This is a genomic window from Neorhizobium sp. SOG26, from assembly GCF_003491345.1.
Classification (GTDB): Bacteria; Pseudomonadota; Alphaproteobacteria; order Rhizobiales; family Rhizobiaceae; genus Neorhizobium; species Neorhizobium turbinariae.
The window spans coordinates 791650-809318 of sequence record NZ_CP025513.1 but is presented as its reverse complement, the minus strand read 5'-3'; the positions used below and the strand labels follow the sequence as shown (position 1 = coordinate 809318).

The following is a 17669-nucleotide window of genomic DNA, read 5'->3' as shown; positions in this document are numbered from 1 at the left end:
TTAGTCGTTCCAAGTTGGTTAGACGCCCGCGTCCGACTTCAGCACGGTCGCGCCACCGCGCATCTGCACCGCCAGGCTGCCGGCGCGAATGCCGGCCTTCAGGCAGGCATCGTTATCGGCACCATCAAGCCAGGCATGAATGAAGCCGGCGTTGAAGGCGTCTCCGGCACCCGTCGTGTCGATGACCGGCACCGTCTCTGCCGGGGCATGCGTGAGCTTGTCTTGTGACATCAGCCAGGCACCCTGCGCTCCACCTTTCAGGGCAACCATCGGGAAGGCTTGCGCCAGCTTCCCGATTGCGGCTTGCGGATCTGCCGATCCGGTGATGGCTTCCGCTTCTTCCAGGTTCGGAAGAAAAAGATCAACACCTTCGCAGGCCTTCAACAGGCCGCGGTCGTAGATCAACGTCGCGTCCCAGCTCGGATCGAGCGACACGGTCAGGCCCCTGGCCTTTGCCTGGGAAACAAGATCCGGGATCTCGTGCAGCGTTGCGTATTCCGCGATATGGAGGTGCCGCGTCTCTTCCCAGCCGAATGCATCATCCAGTGTTGCGGGCAGAGCCGGACCGGCGCGGCGGGTAAGGAAGGCACGATCCTGCCCCACTACGGCAGCCACAGTCACCTGGGGCCCGGCGTCGGGGGCACGCTCGACGAAACGCAGATCAACGCCGCTTTCGAGAATCTGCTTCTCGATGTCCGTCGAAAGCGTATCCATGCCGAGACGCGTGACGAGAGCGACCTTGCGGCCGACATGGGCAAGATGCGCAGCCGCGATGAAGGCACCACCGCCGGCCGCAATCTCCATGTTGTCCGCGTAGATTTCGCGGCCGAGCACCGGCAGGTGGCCGAGGCCCGTGAAAATCAGGTCGCAATAGACCCGCCCGATGCTGAGCACCGCAGATCTCGTCGCTGTCTGCGTCATCATGAACGGCCCAGGAACTTCTCTGTGCTGGCGTCGAAGAGGTAGAGGGTACCCGCAGCCGCACTGCAGGTCAGCTGGCTGCCAACTTCAGGCACAGTCTTGTTACGCGCGGTGGCGATAACGGTTCCTTCCGGCAGGTCGAGGTGAACCAGTGTCTCCGGCCCCAGCGGCTCAACCGCCGTCACCGTTCCGGTCACGCTGAAGTGGCCGTCCGTTGCACCGGCAATAAGATCGTGAGGACGAACGCCGATCAGCAGGTCGCCGGCGCCGACCTCAACGCCCGCGCCATTGCGTCGGCCCTTCACGAGGTTCATTGATGGGCTGCCGATGAACCGCGCGGTGAATACGTCGACCGGGCTTTCATACAGCTCGGACGGCGTGCCCACCTGCAGGATATGGCCGTCCTTCATCACCACGATCCGGTCGGCCATGGTCATGGCTTCAATCTGGTCGTGCGTTACGTAGACCGTTGTGGTCTTCAAGCGCTGATGGAGCCGCTTGATCTCGATGCGCATCTGCGAGCGAAGCTGGGCGTCGAGGTTGGAGAGCGGCTCGTCGAACAGGAAGGCCGAGGGATCACGCACCATGGCACGCCCGATCGCGACACGCTGCCGCTGGCCACCGGAAAGGGCGGCTGGGCGGCGGTCGAGGTATGCGCTGAGGCCAAGGATCTTGCCAGCCTCTTCGATCCGCTTGTCCTTTTCTTCCTTGCTGAGCTTGGAGGTGTAAAGGCCGAAGCCGATGTTCTGGCGGACTGTCATGTGCGGGTAGATCGCGTAGTTCTGGAACACCATCGCGATATTGCGCTGCTTCGGTTCGCGCTCGTTGACGACTTCCGATCCGATTTTCAGCTTGCCGTCGGAGATCTCCTCAAGGCCTGCAATCATGCGCAGCGTCGTCGACTTGCCGCAGCCCGAAGGGCCCACGAAGACGACGAATTCGCCGTCAGAGATCTGCAGGTCGATACCCTTGACGGCCTCGACCTTGCCGTAGCGCTTTACAATTTTCTCAAGTTCGATCGTCGCCATCAGCGGGCTCCCATCAGGGCAGTAAACTTTTCCTGGAGTTCGGCGGCAGCAGCCGCTTCCTTTTCAGCGGCCTTCCGGGCTTGCTCTTCGAAAGCAGCCAGGCGGTCGCGGTAGCTCTTCAGCGCTTCAGCCATCGGCTCGGGAGCCGGTCCGCCAAAACGTGCACGCACGGCAACGAAATGTTCGGGCGAGACGATCTCCTTGAACTTTACAAGATCGACAGTCGGCTTGCGGCCGGTCAACTCCTCGAACGCTTTCAGGAACGGCTCAAAACCGTCGTCCGTCAGGCTGCCCTTGGCGGCTACCACGCTCTTGGCCGTCGCAGCGGCGATCTCGTGCGCCTCGCGGAAGGACAGGCCTTCGATGCGCACCAGCGAGTCCGCCAATTCGGTGATGGTGATGCAAGAGCGACGGATATTCTGGTCCACCCGCTCCGGATCGATGCTGATCTGGCTGATCAGTGCCGCCAGAAGGTCAAGCACGCGGGAGGCGGAGGCGAAGGCCTCATAGCCCATTCCCTGCGTCTCGCCCTCGCTGTCGTTCATGTCGGTGAACGGCGTGTTGTGCATCACGTCGAGCACCGTGCGGGCGCGGCCGAAGGTCTGGCTCGCCAGGTGGCGCATGTGCTCAATCGGCACCGGATTGCGCTTCTGCGGCATGATCGAAGAGATTTGCACCAGCGCGTTCGGCACATAGATTTGCCCGACCTCGAAGCTCGTCCAGAACTGGAAGTCCTGGATCAGGCGACCGAGATGCAGGAACATCAGCTCGATCGCCGAGTAGGTCGAGGTCGTGTAGTCGACCGATGCGATGCAGCTATAGGAGTTGCGCAGCGGCGCAGAGAAGCCGAGGAGCTGCGCGACGCGGGCGCGGTCGATCGGAAAGCCGGACGTGGTGATCGCTGCAGCGCCCATCGGCGACAGGTCAACAATGCGGCGGGCTTCCGCAAAACGCTCCATGTCCCGGATCAGGATCTCGATCGCGGCTGACAGGTAATGGCCGAATGTTGTCGGCTGCGCGGGCTGGCCATGCGTGTAGGCAACGATCAGCGTCGACTTATGCCGATCGGCGGCGTCGATCATGGCGCCAAGCAGCTTGCGCGCTTTCTCCATCAGCGCATCGATCCGCTCCTTAAGGCCGAGCTTGAAGAGCGTGTGGTCGATGTCATTGCGGGAGCGCGCGGTATGAAGGCGGCCTGCGATATCGACACCGATGCGTGCCTTCAGCTCCTTTTCGATCAGGAAGAAGAAGTCCTCGACTTCGCCCGTGTAGACAAGCGCGGACGGATCGATTTCCTTGTCGATTGCTTCCAGGGCGCCGGCGATCTTCGCCGCCAGATCCTTGTCCAGGATGCCTGTCTCGACCAGCATCACGAGATGGGCCCGGTCAATGCGGCGGAAACCGTCGACATGGTGGTTCTTGGCGCCGTCGAACAGCGGTCGAAGCACTGTTTCCTTGTAGACGGGATCGGGAAACTTGCTGGTGTCGGAAAGGCGCGGGTTCATGTTCGCCATGTTCTTATCCTTTCAGGCCTGCGAGCATGACACCGCGGACGATGTAGCGCTGCAGCACGATGAAGACGATGAGCGTGGGAATGGTGGCGATGGCCGCACCGGTCATGATCATTTCCCACTGGATCTGCTGTTCCACGGCAAAGCTCGAAAGGCCGACAGGCAGCGTGTAGAGCTCCTTGCTGGTGGTCACGATGAGCGGCCAGAAGAACGCCGTCCAGTTGCCGAGGAAGGTGAAGATGGCGAGCGCCGAAAGAGCTGGGGTTACAAGCGGCAGCGCCACCTTCCACCAGATCTGGAACTCGTTGAGGCCGTCAACGCGGGCCGCTTCGATGAAGTCGTTCGGCACGGTTTCGAAGAACTGCTTCATCAGGAAGGTACCGAAAGCGGTCATCATTCCGGGGAACATGATCCCCCAGTAGCTGTCCAGCCATCCGAGCTGGCTCGACATCAGGTACCACGGGATCACCAGCATTTCCGTTGGGATCATCAGCGTCGAGAGGATTGCGAGGAAGATGAAGTACCGGCCGCGGAACTCGAACTTCGCAAGCGTGTAGCCCACGAGGCTGTCGAAGAAGCAGTTCGAGATCGTCACGACGACAGCGACGAGCATCGAATTGAAGAACCAGCGCAGGAAGCGCCCATCTGCAAGGACGGTGATGTAGTTCTCAAGCGTCGGTGCCGCCGGGATCAGCCGCAGGTCATAGACCTGGTCGGCCGACTTGAACGAGGTCGAGAACATGAAGAGCAGCGGCGAGATCATGATCAATCCGCCGATGAACAGCAGGGTCCATGCGATGATCCGGCCGGGCCTGATGTTTGCCTTGTGGAGCGGAGGGGCGATGGTTGCGGCGTCGCTCATTTCTTGTCCCTCAGGATCCAAAGCTGCAGCAGCGAAACGATGAGCAGGATGGTGAAGAGCACCACGGTCTGCGCCGCGGCATAACCCATGGCATAAGAGTTGAAGGCGGTCTGGTAGATCATGAGCACGAGAGGCTTGGTCGATCCGAGCGGTCCGCCCGGATCATTCGTGGTCATGTTGTAGACCTGGTCGAAGATGCGCAGGAAGCCGATCGAAGAGAAGACAACCAGGAAGACTGTCGTTGGCTTGAGCAGCGGCAGGGTGATCTTGCGCAGGATCGCCCATTCGCCGAGCCCGTCGATGCGCGCGGCTTCATAGAAGGTGTTCGGAATGGCGCGTAGGCCAGCCATGAAGATGATGATCTGGAAGCCGAGGCCTGCCCAGATGGCGGTGACCATGATCGAATACAGCGCCTGGTCCGTCGAGCGGATGAACGGCTGCTGCGGGATGCCGATCATGCCCAGCACATCATTGATGATGCCGATCGGTGGCGGCTGATAGAACCAGCGCCAGACCCAGGCCATGGCGGCCGCGGTCGTCAGGAACGGCAGGAAGTAGAGTGCACGAATGAAGTTGTGCATGAAACGGACACGATCGAGGAAATAGGCGATCGTGAAAGCAAGGACGAGGCTGATCGGGGTGCCGACGATCAGGTAAAGGAACGTGTTCTTGAACACCTTCCAGAACTGCGGGTCCTTGAAGAGCTTGATGTAGTTCGCAAACCAGATGAGCTTCGGCGGACGAACCAGATCCCAGTTCGTCAGCGAGAGGTAGAAGGCCTGGAAGGTCGGGTAGAACCGGATCACCGTGTAGAACAGGATCGGCACCGCCAGGAAACCCCAGACCCAAAGAAGCCGTTTGGTCCGCATGGAAAGGCCGCCTGATGATCCCGTGGGGGATCCGGCGGGGCGGCCAGTTGCCGCCCCCTGTTGCTCGATCACTGCCATGAATGAATCCGCATTTCTGGCTGAGGGTTACGGCTGGGCCGCGTCGATGATTTCCTGCTCGGCTTCGGCCGCCTGTTCCAGCGACTCCTTCACCGACTGGCCTTCGAGCAGCACGCGGTTGACCATGTCGATCGCGTTCTGGCGCTGAGCCTGCTCGTCCTTGAACAGCGTGGTTTGCGCGTATTCGAGGCCCTTGAGGAACGGACCGTAGATCGGGTCCTTCAGGTTCTCGTCGGTCAACGCGGCCGAGCGAAGGGCCGGCAGTTCACCAACCGTCTTCAGCCAGATGTCCATGGCTTCAGGCGAGGTGATGTATGTCAGGAACTTCTTGGCAGCTTCGAGCTTTTCGCCCGAGGACTTGGCGCTGATGCCGTTGGCGAAGTAGCTCGCATAGTTCGAGCGTACGCCTTCTGCGTTCGCCGGCAATTCGGTCACACCCCATTCGAAGTCCTTGATGGTGCGGAACGAGCCGAGGCGGAAGGTGCCGTCGATCGTCATGCCAGCCTTGCCGGCGCGGAAGGCAGCTTGGCCTTCATCCATGAAGCCGGCCTGACCGATCTTCTTTTCCATCTGCAGGCTGGTGTAGAACTCGAGCGCCTTAAGGCCGGCCTCGTTGTTGTAGGCAACCTTGCTGTCGTTGTCGGTGTAGGGCTCGCCGCCAAACTGGCGGATCAGCACTTCACGCCACCACTGGTGATCCTGGCCGCCCATGTCGAGCGTCGAACCTGCAACGGTGATGTTGCCGGCGTTGTCGTGCTTGGCGATCTTCTGCGCTGCGTCAACGAATTCGTCGAGCGTCTTCGGCGGGTTGTTCGGGTCAAGACCGGCTTCGGTGAAAAGCTTCTTGTTGTAGAACAGTGCGAGCGAGCGCACGGCGGTCGGCAGACCGTAATATTCCCCATCGCGCTTCATCGCGGAAACGATCGGGAAGAAGTCCTTTTCGATCTTTTCTGCCGGGAAAGCGTCCTTCGGCAGCGGCTGAAGGATGCCACCGGCCGCAAACTTGTCGAGCCAGCCGTAGAACAGCTGCATGACGTCAGGCGCATTGCCGGACATGTTGGCGGCGATGACGCGCGTCTGGTAGTCCGCGTAGGGGAACGTCACCTGCTTGACAGTGATATCCGGATTTGCCTTCTGGAATTCAGCGATGAGCTGGTCCATCGCCTTGACGCGGGTGTCGAAAACATACTGCCAGTATTCGATTTCGACAGCCTGAGCCGCGTTGAACGCGAATGTGCTGAACCCAGCGATAAGTCCGGCGAACAAGGTTGCCTTGCGCATTTGACCCTCCGTTTGCTCCGCCAGCTCCCTCTGAGCGGTCGGCAGCGTGTTGTTCCCTGCATCCGAGCGACCGGAATGCGTGCTTCTTCTTCGCGGGAGGAGCTCTCCCTCTCTCCCTTCGGTGCCGAGCTGCCTCAGCCCTCCCCTTACGCTTCCGTGTCTCACGCGTTTTGTCAATAAGATAATTTACTTGAATTATCCTATTGCGGTTCTCCGAGGAGTGACGTTATCAATCACGTCGGGAAGGAAACGTATGACGGTACACTCAGTGGGCACACATCCCGTGGCGATCGGCAAAAACCCCGAGCGGAGCCGCGACCACAACCGCCGCGTGGTACTCGACGTTGTCCGGCGCAATGGCTCGCTGGGCCGCGCCCATATTGCAAAACTCACGCATCTGACCGCCCAAGCCGTCGCGAACATCGTTGACGAGCTTGTCGATGAGAACCTCCTGATGGAGATGGGACGGCTGAAATCCGGCCGTGGTCAGCCGCCGATCCAGTTTGCGGTCAATCCGGAAGCCGGCGGCACGATCGGTGTCGAGATTGCCGCCGACCACATGGTCACCGTTTCTCTCGATCTAGCCGGTCGCCTGAAGGCACAGCGCTTCCTGCCGCTGCAGGATACCCAGCCTGAATCGATTCTCGACTGTTTCGCGTCGGAGTTGTCCGCCATTAAGCCGTCGGTCGGCGCAAAACTGTTCGGCACCGGCGTTGTGATGCCGGGTCCGTTCGGCATCGAAGGCTTGACATCAGTTGGCCCGACGACATTGCCTGGTTGGGCTGGCATGGATGCAGCGCAAGCCTTGAGCGATGCCTGTGGACATACCGTTCTGGTCGAGAACGATGCCACGGCGGCTGCCGTCGGCGAACGCCTGTTCGGCGCGGGCTTGGCAATCTCGAACTTCTGCATGATCTATTTCGGCGTCGGCATCGGCCTCGGCATCATTCAGGACGGCGCCCCCTATCGCGGCGCCTTCGGCAATGCCGGCGAAATCGGCCACGTAACTGTTGTGCCGAAAGGGCGCCCCTGCCCTTCCTGCGGCCAACTCGGCTGCCTGGAAGGTTATGCTTCCGTTTATGTCCTGAAGGAAAAACTCGCCTGCCACGGCGTGGACGGCGATGCGCTGGCGAACCTTGCACAGCTTCATGCCGATGGGCATCCCGCCGTCGAGGAATGGATCAGCGAAGCGGCCGCCTATCTCGGGCCCATTGTGGCGATGCTGGAAAACATTCTCGACCCACAGACGGTGGTTCTGGGCGGTGCTCTGCCGGATGCGCTGATCGACGGCGTTATCGCGCAGATGGGCAACCTGCCGACATCGGTGGCGAGCCGACGCCAGCGTGACCTCCCCCGCGTTGTCCGCGGCAAGACAGGACGATTGACCGCCGCACTTGGTGCCGCCTCCCTTCCGCTTTTCGACATGGTGACGCCGAAGCTTGAAACCTCGCTTCCCGCATTCACCGACAATCCCGCATGACAGACTGAGGAGATATTTCATGCTGACCGCCCGCGAACGAATCGAACGGCAGATGGCCGATCCCTCGCTTGTTCGGCTTCATCGGAAGCTCTCCCGGCTGAAGTCCACCGTGACCATGATGAACACCGGCGCCCATCCCGACGATGAGCAGAACGGTCTGCTCGCCTGGTTCCGGCTTGGCCTTGGCATGCGTGTCATCATCGCGTGTTCGACGCGCGGCGAAGGCGGCCAGAATGCTCTTGGCCCGGAACGGCTCGGGCCACTGGGCGTGGTGCGGTCACGCGAACTGGAAGAGGCAGCCCGCGCCATTGATTCCGATGTCTCCTGGCTCGGGCATGGTCCGACGGATCCCGTACATGACTTCGGTTTCTCCAAGGATGGCGATGCCACCTTCACCCGTTGGGGGGAAGCGCGTGTCGTCGAGCGCCTGGTGCGCGCCTATCGCACGGAGCGGCCGGACATTGTCATCCCGACCTTCCTCGATGTGCCCGGGCAGCATGGCCACCATCGCGCGATGACACGCGCAGCGGAAACGGCAATTGGACTGGCTGCCGATCCCAATGCCTATCCTGAACATTTCACTGAAGGGCTGAAGCCGTGGAAGGTCGCCAAATATTACCTCCCGGCGTGGTCTGGCGGCGGCGACACCTATGACGACGAAGTGCCGCCTCCGGATGCAACCCTGAATGTCCTGTCCGAGGGCCGTGACTCGGCAACGGGTGCCGAATACGATCGCATCGGTGAGTGGTCGCGTTATTACCACGCCTCCCAGGGCATGGGCCACTGGCCGAAGCAGGCGAAGAAGGCCTGGCCGCTGCATCTCAAGCTTTCCGACAACGGCTCGAAACCGGAGCAGTCCGTGCTTGAAGGGCTGGCCGCCTCCCTCGCTGCACTTGCTGACTTCCCCAGCCTGCCTGCCAATGTCTCCGAAGCGCTGCGCTCGGCAGACGCAGCGATCGCCGTAGCCATTACCGCCTTCCCGGATCGGGAAGCCATTATCAGCGCGCTTACCGAAGCTGCGGGCTGGCTGGACATCGCCTCATCGCAGGCACCGGCAGAGTTTTGTGAACTGCATGGCCATCGCATTGGCCGCAAGCGCAGCCAGGTTGATGCCGCTATCCTGGAAGCGGCCGAAGTCTTCGAGGCGGCCTATGCCGAACCGGCCGTCATCTCGCCCGGTGGTGCCGCCACCTTGACGGTGGAGCTTGGCGAGGGTGCATCTAACCTCAAGGTGGACGTTGAGCCGGTCCTGCCTGAAGGTGTCTCCTCCTCCGTCCAGTCGCTGGCGCGAGAGCGCGTCTTCTCGCTGACCGCCGCATCCGACGCACCGCTTTCCAGCCTCTACCTGCCGGCCTGGTCTGCGCTTGGCGGCAACGGGCATGCACATGTGAAGGTGAGCGCCGAAATCCGCGGACGCACCGTTTCCGGCACCTATGATCTCGCCGAACCCTTCGCCGTCACGCCGGCTCAGTCGCTTACCCTGTTCCCGGATGCCTTCATCGTTCCACTCGATGCGCAGCAAAAGGACTGGCCGATCAAGGCAGAGATCACCGGCGTCAACGCGCCTGTCTCCTTCAAGGCCCCTGCAGGCTGGACGATGAAACAGGCAGACGGTGGCTGGATCGCTTCCGCAACGAGTGCCGCCAAGCCGGGCCTCATCGAGATTGAGCCGCAGGTCGACGGTCGTCCCGCCTACCAGGTAACGCCAATTGCCTATCGCCATATCGGCCGCACGAGCTTCCGCTCGCCGTCGGCCCTGAAAATCCTGTCGCTCGACCTGAAGCTCCCGAAGGATGCGCGCATCGGTTATGTCGGCGGCGGCGCGGATCGGGTCGGCCTCTGGTTGTCGCGCATGGGCCTCGACGTCACCGAGCTTGATGCTCAGGCGCTGACGGGGGATCTGTCGCGCTACACGACCATCGTTGTCGGCATCTTCGCCTTTGGCATCCGCAAGGACCTCGCGGCCGCGACCGAGCGCCTGCACCGCTTCGTGGAAGCCGGCGGCCATCTCGTCACCCTCTACCATCGCCCGAGTGACGGTTGGAACCCTAACGAGACGCCGGTGCGCCGTATCGAAATCGGTTCGCCGTCCCTGCGCTGGCGGGTGACGGATCCTCGCTCGGAAGTTACGGTGCTTGCGCCCGATCACGTCCTCCTCAAGGGGCCGAATGTCATCGGACCGGAAGACTGGCAGGGATGGGACAAGGAGCGCGGCCTTTATTTTGTGTCGCGCTGGGATGACGTCTATGAGCCGCTGCTCGCAATGCACGACCAGAACGAACAGCCGCTGAAGGGTGCGCTGATATCCGGCGCCATCGGCAAGGGCCGGCATACACACACCAGCCTCGTGCTGCATCACCAGCTCGACAAGCTGGTGCCGGGCGCCTTCCGCCTGATGGCAAACCTCGTGCAGCCGGCGTGACTGCCACCGATACAAAACCCGATGAACCGATGCGGGAGAACAATACCCGCGTCGCCATCGGCTGGTTGCTTCTCGACATGACGCTGGTCGCCGGCGGCATGACGGCGCTCGTGAAGGCGCAAGGGGCGACCTATCCGGCCTTCCAGCTGGTGTTCATCCGGGCCATGATCGGCCTCTTCTTCATCCTGCCATTGATCTGGCATCATCGGGTGGAACTGACGCGGATAAAGCATCCCTGGCGCAACCTCTTCCGCATTTGCTGCAACGCCATTGCTCTGACCAGCAACTTCCTTGCCATCACCATGCTTCCGCTCGCGATGGTCAATGCGGTGGGCTTCTCCCGCCCGATGGTGACAATGGGACTTGCCGTGGCCATTCTCGGCGAAACCGTGAGCCGCATCCGCTGGGTCGGCGCAGGGCTCGCCTTTATCGGCGTGCTGGTGGTCATGGCGCCCGGAACTTCGCGTTTCGACGTCAAGGTCCTGGTCGTGTTGGTGTCAGTCGTGTTCGGAGCCTTGGCAATCATCCAGACGCGTGCGCTGAAGGACGAGAACACGACGGTGATGATGGTCTTTTATACCGTCGGGCTTGCGGTCATCACGGCCATCCCAGCAGCGTTCACCTGGCAGCCGGTCCTGCCGTTCGACTGGATCCCGCTGCTCGGCATCGGCTTCCTGGCGCAGGTTGGCCAGTACTGCTTCCTGCGCGCCTACCGTATCGCGGACGCGAGCGTGCTGGCGCCGATCGGCTATCTGTCGATCGTCATGGTCACCATCACCGGCTATGTCTTCTTCGACGAGGTGCCGGAAACGCGCGTGGTCGTGGGCGTGGTCATCATTCTCGCAGCTCTGCAAGGCGCCGCATGGTTAGAACGTCGACGATCCCGTCGAACGGCGTAGGCTTCGCCAGCGCATAACCCTGTAGCACGTCGCATCCGAGCTGTTGCAGGAGGCGAACATGCTCGTTCGTTTCCACCCCTTCAGCGATCACCTTGATGCCGAGCGACTTGCCGATATCGATGATCGAGCTGATCAGCTTCTGCTGCTTCCTGGACTGCGGAATGCGCTTGATGAGCTCGCGATCAATCTTCAGCGCATGCGGCGATACCTTGAGCAGGCTGATGATCGAGGCATGGCCACTGCCGAAATCGTCCACTTCCAACTCAATGCCGAGTTGCCGAAGTTGCGTAAGCCGTTCAAGCGTTTCACCGTCGCATTCGTCGAGGAAGATCGACTCCAGCAGCTCGAAGGCGAGCGTGCCCGGCGGAATGGCAAGCTTCTCCAGCTTTTTCAGGAGCGTCGGGTCGCTCAGGCGCCGGTAGGATACGTTCACCGAGATCTTCGGGATCGAGAACCCCATCCCGCGCCATCGCCGCGCATCGGCAAGAGCCGTTTCCAGGACCACGGCATCGATATCGGCGACGATCCCGAGTTCCTCGGCCATGGGCAGGAAGCTGTCGGGCGACAGCAGTCGCCCATCCTGATGCGCCCAGCGCACAAGCGTCTCGACACCCACGACCGCCAGTGACTTCGCGTCGAACTGAAGCTGGTAGAATGGCACGAACTCCCTGGCCTCCAGGGCACGCAGGATATCGTCCGAAAGGTGTTTCGCGCTGGTGATCTCCTGGAGCGCGCTTTGCGAGAAGAACTCGTGGCAGTTTCGTCCGCGGCTCTTGGCGCGGTAGAGTGCAATATCTGCATTCGAAAGAAGCTGGCGGGCGGATGTCCCAGAATCGGCCGACGCGATGCCAATGCTGGCGCCCACCCGGCATGTATTGCTCTCATAGGTGAGCGGCTTACCGATCTCCTTGATGATCCTCTGGGCGAGTGCCGACAACATTCTCGCCGAACCCGCATCCATGCAGATCAACACGAACTCGTCGCCGCCAATGCGCGCGACGAAGTCATGTGCCTTCACGCAGCCTTTCAGCCTCTCGGCTACGACCCTCAGGACATGGTCGCCTGCTAGGTGGCCCAGGGTGTCGTTGATCTGCTTGAAGCGGTCGAGATCGATATGCAGGACCGCGACCTTGCTGTGCTCGATGGCAGAGGCGGCTTCCAGTACGTCTTCGAAATAGCGGCGGTTGGGAAGGCTCGTCAGGTGGTCGTGGAGCGCGATATGTTCCACCCGCCCATGGGCGGCCTCAAGCTCGGCACTTCGCGCTTCCGCGAGCAGCTTGGCACGTTCCAGTTCACGTCGAAGAACGACGTCCCGGGTAATGTCCCAGTTCGCCCCGACCATCTTGCGGTGGCCGTCGGTGTCGACAAAACATTTGCTGTAGCTTCGGATCGTGCGCTCCGTGCCATCCCGCAGGATAACGCGATACTCGTCCGCAAACGGCGCCTCGTGCTCCCAGTTTCGAATGACGTTGTCGATCACGCGTTCTTTGTCATCTGGGTGAAGGAGACTCTCCCACAAACCGCCGATCTCGATGATGCCGCTTCCCTGCAGGCCATAGATGGCGAACATGCGTTCGTCCCATTCGGTGATGCCGCTGTCGAAATCCGCCTCGAAGACGCCCACGCCGGAAATCTCGAGCGCCATCTCCAACCGGCGGCTGAGACGCAGGAACTCCGCTTCTGCCGCCTTGCGCTCGGTGATGTCGGTGTCAGTACCGATGATACGCAGGGCAGCGCCGTTTGCGTCGCGCTCCACGCAAGCACCGCGACACTCGATCCAGACCCAGTGGCCGTCCTTGTGCTGCTCGCGATACTCAAAGATCGCGTAGTCCGGATCGCCGTCGCTCTGGCGCTCCATCGCCTCAAGAACCCTGTCGCGATCATCGGGATGAACCTTTTGCAGCCACTCTTCCTTGCTGACCGCTAGCGGATCCTCTGGCGCAAGCCCGCGGATCTTGCGCCAGGTGTTCGAATAGTATTTGCGCCGCAGTGCGTTGTTGTGGTCCCACACGCCGAGATCAGACGAGACGAGCGCGTTGTTCCAGCGCGTTTCGCGCTCTTCCAGTTCAAGCTGGGCCGCTTTCTCACGCTCCGCGTCCGTCGGTGCCAACAGAACGCAACCCGTATCCTCGGAGGTCAACGGGGCAGGCGTCAGACTCATCCGAGACCAGCGCGGCAGGCCGCCGGTCATGAAACGTGCCTCAAGGACCTGATCCTTGTTTTCCTCCAGCACTCGCCTGACGGCCAATGACAGCTTTCCGTGGTCATCCTTGTGAATGAGGTCAAGCATGTCGACGGGCATGCCTGCTGGCGCCCAGGCCCGACCAAAGGCATCGTTGCCGGCGACGATATCCAGCGACGGGCTGACCAACACGAGAGGCATCGGCAGGGCCTTCAATGCGCTGGTCACTGCCGTCGGTTCTGCTGACGCCCGGCACTCTCCCTGATCTGAACGAAGTCCCAGCACCATCTTCGCCACTCGCTCCACGGCATCAGAGATCCTGGAGCGTACGTTAGAAACTTCTCATTAAAGCGATGTTAAAGCGGACACTGCAATTGCGCCTTCCATTCTAGCGAACCGCGAACTTCCCACCTGTTCAAAAGGAGCCTGAGGTTATGCTCGCTTTCGGAGCAACAGCGCCTCAGCGGGAGGAAGAGCATCACCTACGGTTACATCGCGGCGCTGCTCGAAGTCTTGCAGAGTCAGAAGCCTAGCCGTCCCGTAGGCAGCGCTAGCACCTTGTCGGCGGTTGCAGTTTGGTGGCCATGCCACCCTTGCTGCGTGCAAAATTCCTTCAACCCGAAACTATTTTCGCTGTCGGCAAGAAAGTTGAAAAAACCATGTTGACTTGAATCGGTCATACCCGTACATCGCTCTCCGTCGCCCAGATGGCGGAATTGGTAGACGCGCCAGCTTCAGGTGCTGGTACCCGAAAGGGTGTGGAGGTTCGAGTCCTCTTCTGGGCACCATTCCATTTTTCAAGCATTGTTTTTGCTTGATTTTTTGCCCGAAATTGTCCCACTTTTATCCGCCCCTTATGGGGTGGTAATCCAACTTGGTTTCACCGCCCATTGGATGCTCGCTTGCATTCCAAGCGCTTTCAGCAGCTCATGCCCTAACCGAAGCCTCCAGCCATTTCGGCTGAAGGCTTCAACTAAGCTATGTCCCTCCGGTCCAAATCAGCGCTTTAAGCTGTTGACGATATCCCACATTTCCGAACCCGTCTGGAACACCTTCGAGTTGGCCGTATAAACGCGCTGGGACTCGATCATGTTGGTCATCTCGTCAGCCAGATCCACGTTGGAATTCTCGTAGGCTCCCGAGTAGAGCTTCCCGAGATTGCCGCTACCCGGGAAACCCATAACGGCCTCGCCGGATTCGCGATTCACAAGATAGACCGTCCCATTCACAGCGGTCATGTTATCGGGACTCATGACGTCTGCGAGTGCGATACGATAAAGGGCTACGGCCTGACCATCATCATAAGTGGCGGAAACAATGCCCTCGCTGGAGATGGAGTAGCCCGTGGGGTTGCTGGCCTTGCTTCCGTCGAAGGTCGCCTTGGAAACATTGAATTCGGCTGCAAGCTGGGTTGAACCTGACATGTCGAGCTTCAGCGTCTCGCCGCCGGCGATCGGGACTTCCAGGACGCCGTTGCCCGTTAGACGATTGGTGGTCGGGTCGAAAGTCAGAATTGTGGTGGCCAATGGCGGTGAGCCGGCAACACCGTAGGGAAAGCCACCAGTCAGCGTATCCCTCTGGTCAAACACACTCACTTCCCACTTGTTGTCTGGCCCCTTGGAATAATAGATGTCGACGATGACGGCACGGCCGGCAGTGTCATAGGCAGTGAGCGCGGATTTGCTCGTGTACTTCGCTCCCACCTGGTTCTGGGACGCCACCGAACCGGCGAGATGTGGCTGGATTGTCTCTGAAGATCGAGCGAGATCAAGCGAAATGCTCATGCCATCAGCGATCGTGGAAAAGTAGTCCTGTTTGGACACCATATCGCTCAAGTCTACGCTCCAGGATCCTATGTCTGGGATCGCAACATGGAAGGCCCCGGCGCCGCTGATCAGCTCACCAGTAACCGGATCAAAGACCAATGTTCTTGTTGCGAGAGGTGCAGAGCCTGGCTCGCCGTAAGGAAAGCCGCCGGCGGTCGAATCGGCCTGGTTGAAGAACGTAACCTCCCAGGTATTATCGCCAACCTTCGTAGAATACATGTCGATGGCGACATGAGACGGCAAACCAGCATAACCGGAATAGGTATCTTTCCGCGCGAACACCGAACTCGCTAAATTCGCCGAAGGGGGGACTTCGCCAGCAGCTCTATCAATTTGCGGAGTGTCGGATATGAAGTTCCCCTTTAGCTTTATCGCCCCGGCGTTCGCGGTATCCTCTTCAAGCAGCGAAGAAAAGTCATAGTAGAAGTTGTCGGCGGGATCTGGCATCAGCCTCGGATCACCGTCGACCACTTCGCCCGTGTTCGGATCGAACGTGAGAACCGTGGAGGCCATGAAGACATCGCCGCCATCCAGATCATACGGAAAGCCAGTCGCACCAGGGCCATATGTGACGAACGCCGTGATTTCCCACTTATTTTCGGCGAGCTTCGTGAAATAGATGTCCGTCGTACCACCGAGACCACCACCATCGCCCGTTGATGTCATCTTCAGGTGCTTGGTATAGCGGGTGGAGGGTCCATTCTCGGAAGGGGGCGTATCCACCATGATGGAACTGACTGAGCCTGCTTCAATCGGCAAGTTGACATTGAAGGTACCAACGGTCGAAGCACTGGCAATTAACGGCGCATTGCTGAGGTCGATGGTTACGAGATCGCCGCCAGGGCCCTCGCCGTCGCGATAATCATAACCTGCCAGCCGATAGCCGCCACTGTTGAGGAGATGCCCCTGGGCATCCTTCTGAAAATTGCCGGCGCGCGTGAGATACTGCGTGCCATCGGCATCCTCCACAACAAAGAAGCCTTTTCCGACGATCGCAATATCGGTCGGTGAATTGGTATAAGAGACAGAACCCGCTTCCGAGATTGACCTGCGAATAGTCGTCTCAACGCCTCCGGAAGAATATCCTCCGGCTGGCTGGTGGGGCATTACGAGTGTTGAGAAGGCAGTATCAGCACGCTTATAACCAACTGTGCTTGCGTTTGCGATGTTGTCGCTCGTTGTTCCGAGCCAATTCGACTGCGCCTTCATTCCAGACACACTCGAGTTCATTGCGCCAAACAGACTCGTCTACGCCCCCTCTGATGCTGCGTGCATAAAAACGCATAATTACTAAGGCTTGCGCAAACTAACTTTCGGTTTACCAATGTGACGAAGTAACAAAGGAAAATATGATACGATATCAGTAAATTCATCAGCCTGGGCATCGGACTGTTACTCTCTCTCGAGGACCCGCGGGAAAGAAACCATGACAACATGCATCCGCAGGCGAGCATCAGCTTCACGAAGCCGTTCACCGTCTCTCCGAAATCGGAGATCTACTTCGATGTACAGGTCGGTCCCGGCATGAACACGACATACAAGATCGACAAGCCGGTCGTGGACGCCGCTTTAGGCACGACAGACGGCGCCGTGACCAATGCTGTGGACCTTGCCAAGGTGATCGAGTTCGTCTCTGCCGGTAGCGGGCTGAAGGCGACGCCCAGCGGCAACACAATCACCTTCGCCGCCGACCAGACCATCTACCCCGAGGCGGGCAATCGTGCGGCCCGTGTTGCGGTGGGCGATGTGTGGTCGATCCCGACATGGGCGCTGGAGTTCAATCTGGATGAGGTGGACATCACCCAGTCGCTGTTCACCATCGACGAATACATCACGGGCGTGGAGTACATGCTGCAGCGCTCGATCTCGAGTGCCAGCCTCCTCGGCTCGCTGCAGAAGCGGATCGAAATGCAGGCCGGATTTGCGACAACCTTGTCGGACGTCATGAAGACCGGCGTTGGCCGTCTGGTAGACGCTGACATGAACGAAGAATCGACGCGGCTCAAGGCCTTGCAGACGCAGGAGCAACTGGCGCGGCAGAGCCTGCAGATCGCCAATACCAATGCGGAAAACATACTGGTACTGTTCGAGTAAGGGGCGCGGTTCACACAGTCCGGGGACGAGCCGGAGGTTTTCTCCGGCTCGTCAGGTTTATATCAATCGTCTTCGTCGCACTCGGTGATTTCGCACTCGAAGTCCTCGGTCGTGCGGTTGGCACACTCGTTCAGCGCACGCTTGCGCGCCGCGTTCTCCGTCTTGTAGTTGTAGCTGTAGCCGTAAGTGCCTTCATCAGACACGGCGACGCAGCTC

12 protein-coding genes, 1 tRNA gene and 1 pseudogene are annotated in these 17669 nt (G+C 60.1%); 5 read left to right on the top strand and 9 right to left on the bottom strand.

All coding sequences use genetic code 11. The features are described from left to right. Positions 1-18 precede the first annotated feature (18 nt). From CYG48_RS20385 to CYG48_RS20360, 6 genes are read right to left on the bottom strand one after another with little or no spacing between them, the layout of a single operon-like run. Positions 19-924: a carbohydrate kinase family protein gene (locus CYG48_RS20385; RefSeq protein WP_118852441.1), complete on the bottom strand. Its 906-nt coding sequence runs from the start codon at positions 922-924 to the stop codon at positions 19-21. Further along, the gene (locus tag CYG48_RS20380; protein WP_118852438.1) at positions 921-1949 is read right to left on the bottom strand and encodes an ABC transporter ATP-binding protein; all 1029 of its coding nucleotides are present in this window, start codon (positions 1947-1949) and stop codon (positions 921-923) included. The genes CYG48_RS20385 and CYG48_RS20380 overlap by 4 nt, the downstream gene beginning before the upstream one ends. After that, positions 1949-3463, bottom strand: a complete 1515-nt coding sequence (gene argH / locus CYG48_RS20375) for an argininosuccinate lyase (protein ID WP_118852436.1) — start codon at positions 3461-3463, stop codon at positions 1949-1951. Before argH ends, CYG48_RS20380 begins: the two co-directional genes overlap by 1 nt. A 4-nt stretch (positions 3464-3467) precedes the next feature. Next, on the bottom strand, positions 3468-4322 hold the full coding sequence (locus CYG48_RS20370) for a carbohydrate ABC transporter permease (protein WP_118852434.1): 855 nt from the start codon (positions 4320-4322) through the stop codon (positions 3468-3470). Beyond that, positions 4319-5269: a carbohydrate ABC transporter permease gene (locus CYG48_RS20365; RefSeq protein WP_118852432.1), complete on the bottom strand. Its 951-nt coding sequence runs from the start codon at positions 5267-5269 to the stop codon at positions 4319-4321. Before CYG48_RS20365 ends, CYG48_RS20370 begins: the two co-directional genes overlap by 4 nt. A gap of 27 nt (positions 5270-5296) precedes the next feature. Further along, positions 5297-6550 carry an extracellular solute-binding protein gene (locus CYG48_RS20360; RefSeq protein ID WP_118852430.1) on the bottom strand — a complete coding sequence of 418 codons (1254 nt, stop codon included), beginning with the start codon at positions 6548-6550 and terminating at the stop codon, positions 5297-5299. Positions 6551-6803: 253 nt separating this feature from the next. Here CYG48_RS20360 and CYG48_RS20355 point away from each other — a divergent pair, with 253 nt between their 5' ends. Genes CYG48_RS20355 through CYG48_RS20345 form a run of 3 tightly spaced genes read left to right on the top strand, consistent with a single transcriptional unit; the run spans position 6804 to position 11351 of the window. Continuing rightward, entirely contained in the window at positions 6804-8030 is a 1227-nt protein-coding gene (locus CYG48_RS20355; RefSeq protein WP_118852428.1) for an ROK family protein, read from the top strand. A gap of 19 nt (positions 8031-8049) precedes the next feature. Further along, positions 8050-10452 carry a PIG-L family deacetylase gene (locus CYG48_RS20350; protein ID WP_118852426.1) on the top strand — a complete coding sequence of 801 codons (2403 nt, stop codon included), beginning with the start codon at positions 8050-8052 and terminating at the stop codon, positions 10450-10452. A 29-nt stretch (positions 10453-10481) separates the two neighbouring features. After that, entirely contained in the window at positions 10482-11351 is an 870-nt protein-coding gene (locus tag CYG48_RS20345; RefSeq protein WP_118852424.1) for a DMT family transporter, read from the top strand. On the opposite strand, the gene CYG48_RS20340 is transcribed toward CYG48_RS20345, so the two are convergent. Continuing rightward, positions 11287-13761: a sensor domain-containing protein gene (locus CYG48_RS20340; RefSeq protein ID WP_245450554.1), complete on the bottom strand. Its 2475-nt coding sequence runs from the start codon at positions 13759-13761 to the stop codon at positions 11287-11289. The genes CYG48_RS20345 and CYG48_RS20340 overlap by 65 nt on opposite strands. A gap of 473 nt (positions 13762-14234) precedes the next feature. On the opposite strand from CYG48_RS20340, the gene CYG48_RS20335 reads away from it, so the two are divergent. Then, a tRNA-Leu gene (locus CYG48_RS20335) sits at positions 14235-14321 on the top strand. Between the two features lie 210 nt (positions 14322-14531). Here the strand turns inward: CYG48_RS20335 and CYG48_RS20330 are convergent. Then, positions 14532-16589, bottom strand: a complete 2058-nt coding sequence (locus CYG48_RS20330; protein WP_118852421.1) for a flagellar hook-basal body complex protein — start codon at positions 16587-16589, stop codon at positions 14532-14534. A 204-nt stretch (positions 16590-16793) separates the two neighbouring features. Between CYG48_RS20330 and CYG48_RS22970 the strand changes: the two genes are divergently transcribed. Continuing rightward, positions 16794-17453 carry a flagellin gene (locus tag CYG48_RS22970; protein ID WP_118852419.1) on the top strand — a complete coding sequence of 220 codons (660 nt, stop codon included), beginning with the start codon at positions 16794-16796 and terminating at the stop codon, positions 17451-17453. 62 nt (positions 17454-17515) lie between these two features. Here CYG48_RS22970 and CYG48_RS20320 read toward each other — a convergent pair. Beyond that, positions 17516-17659: pseudogene (locus CYG48_RS20320) on the bottom strand (DUF4189 domain-containing protein); the annotation flags it as partial. Between the last annotated feature and the right edge of the window lie 10 nt (positions 17660-17669).

Excerpts from the sequence above, each read along its gene's own strand:
- argH (WP_118852436.1), bottom strand. The coding sequence starts at position 3,463 with ATGGCGAACATGAACCCGCGCCTTTCCGACACCAGCAAGTTTCCCGAT.
- CYG48_RS22970 (WP_118852419.1), top strand. The coding sequence starts at position 16,794 with ATGCATCCGCAGGCGAGCATCAGCTTCACGAAGCCGTTCACCGTCTCT.
- CYG48_RS20380 (WP_118852438.1), bottom strand. The coding sequence starts at position 1,949 with ATGGCGACGATCGAACTTGAGAAAATTGTAAAGCGCTACGGCAAGGTC.
- CYG48_RS20365 (WP_118852432.1), bottom strand. The coding sequence starts at position 5,269 with ATGGCAGTGATCGAGCAACAGGGGGCGGCAACTGGCCGCCCCGCCGGA.
- CYG48_RS20350 (WP_118852426.1), top strand. The coding sequence starts at position 8,050 with ATGCTGACCGCCCGCGAACGAATCGAACGGCAGATGGCCGATCCCTCG.
- CYG48_RS20360 (WP_118852430.1), bottom strand. The coding sequence starts at position 6,550 with ATGCGCAAGGCAACCTTGTTCGCCGGACTTATCGCTGGGTTCAGCACA.
- CYG48_RS20385 (WP_118852441.1), bottom strand. The coding sequence starts at position 924 with ATGATGACGCAGACAGCGACGAGATCTGCGGTGCTCAGCATCGGGCGG.
- CYG48_RS20355 (WP_118852428.1), top strand. The coding sequence starts at position 6,804 with ATGACGGTACACTCAGTGGGCACACATCCCGTGGCGATCGGCAAAAAC.
- CYG48_RS20330 (WP_118852421.1), bottom strand. The coding sequence starts at position 16,589 with ATGAACTCGAGTGTGTCTGGAATGAAGGCGCAGTCGAATTGGCTCGGA.
- CYG48_RS20370 (WP_118852434.1), bottom strand. The coding sequence starts at position 4,322 with ATGAGCGACGCCGCAACCATCGCCCCTCCGCTCCACAAGGCAAACATC.
- CYG48_RS20345 (WP_118852424.1), top strand. The coding sequence starts at position 10,482 with ATGCGGGAGAACAATACCCGCGTCGCCATCGGCTGGTTGCTTCTCGAC.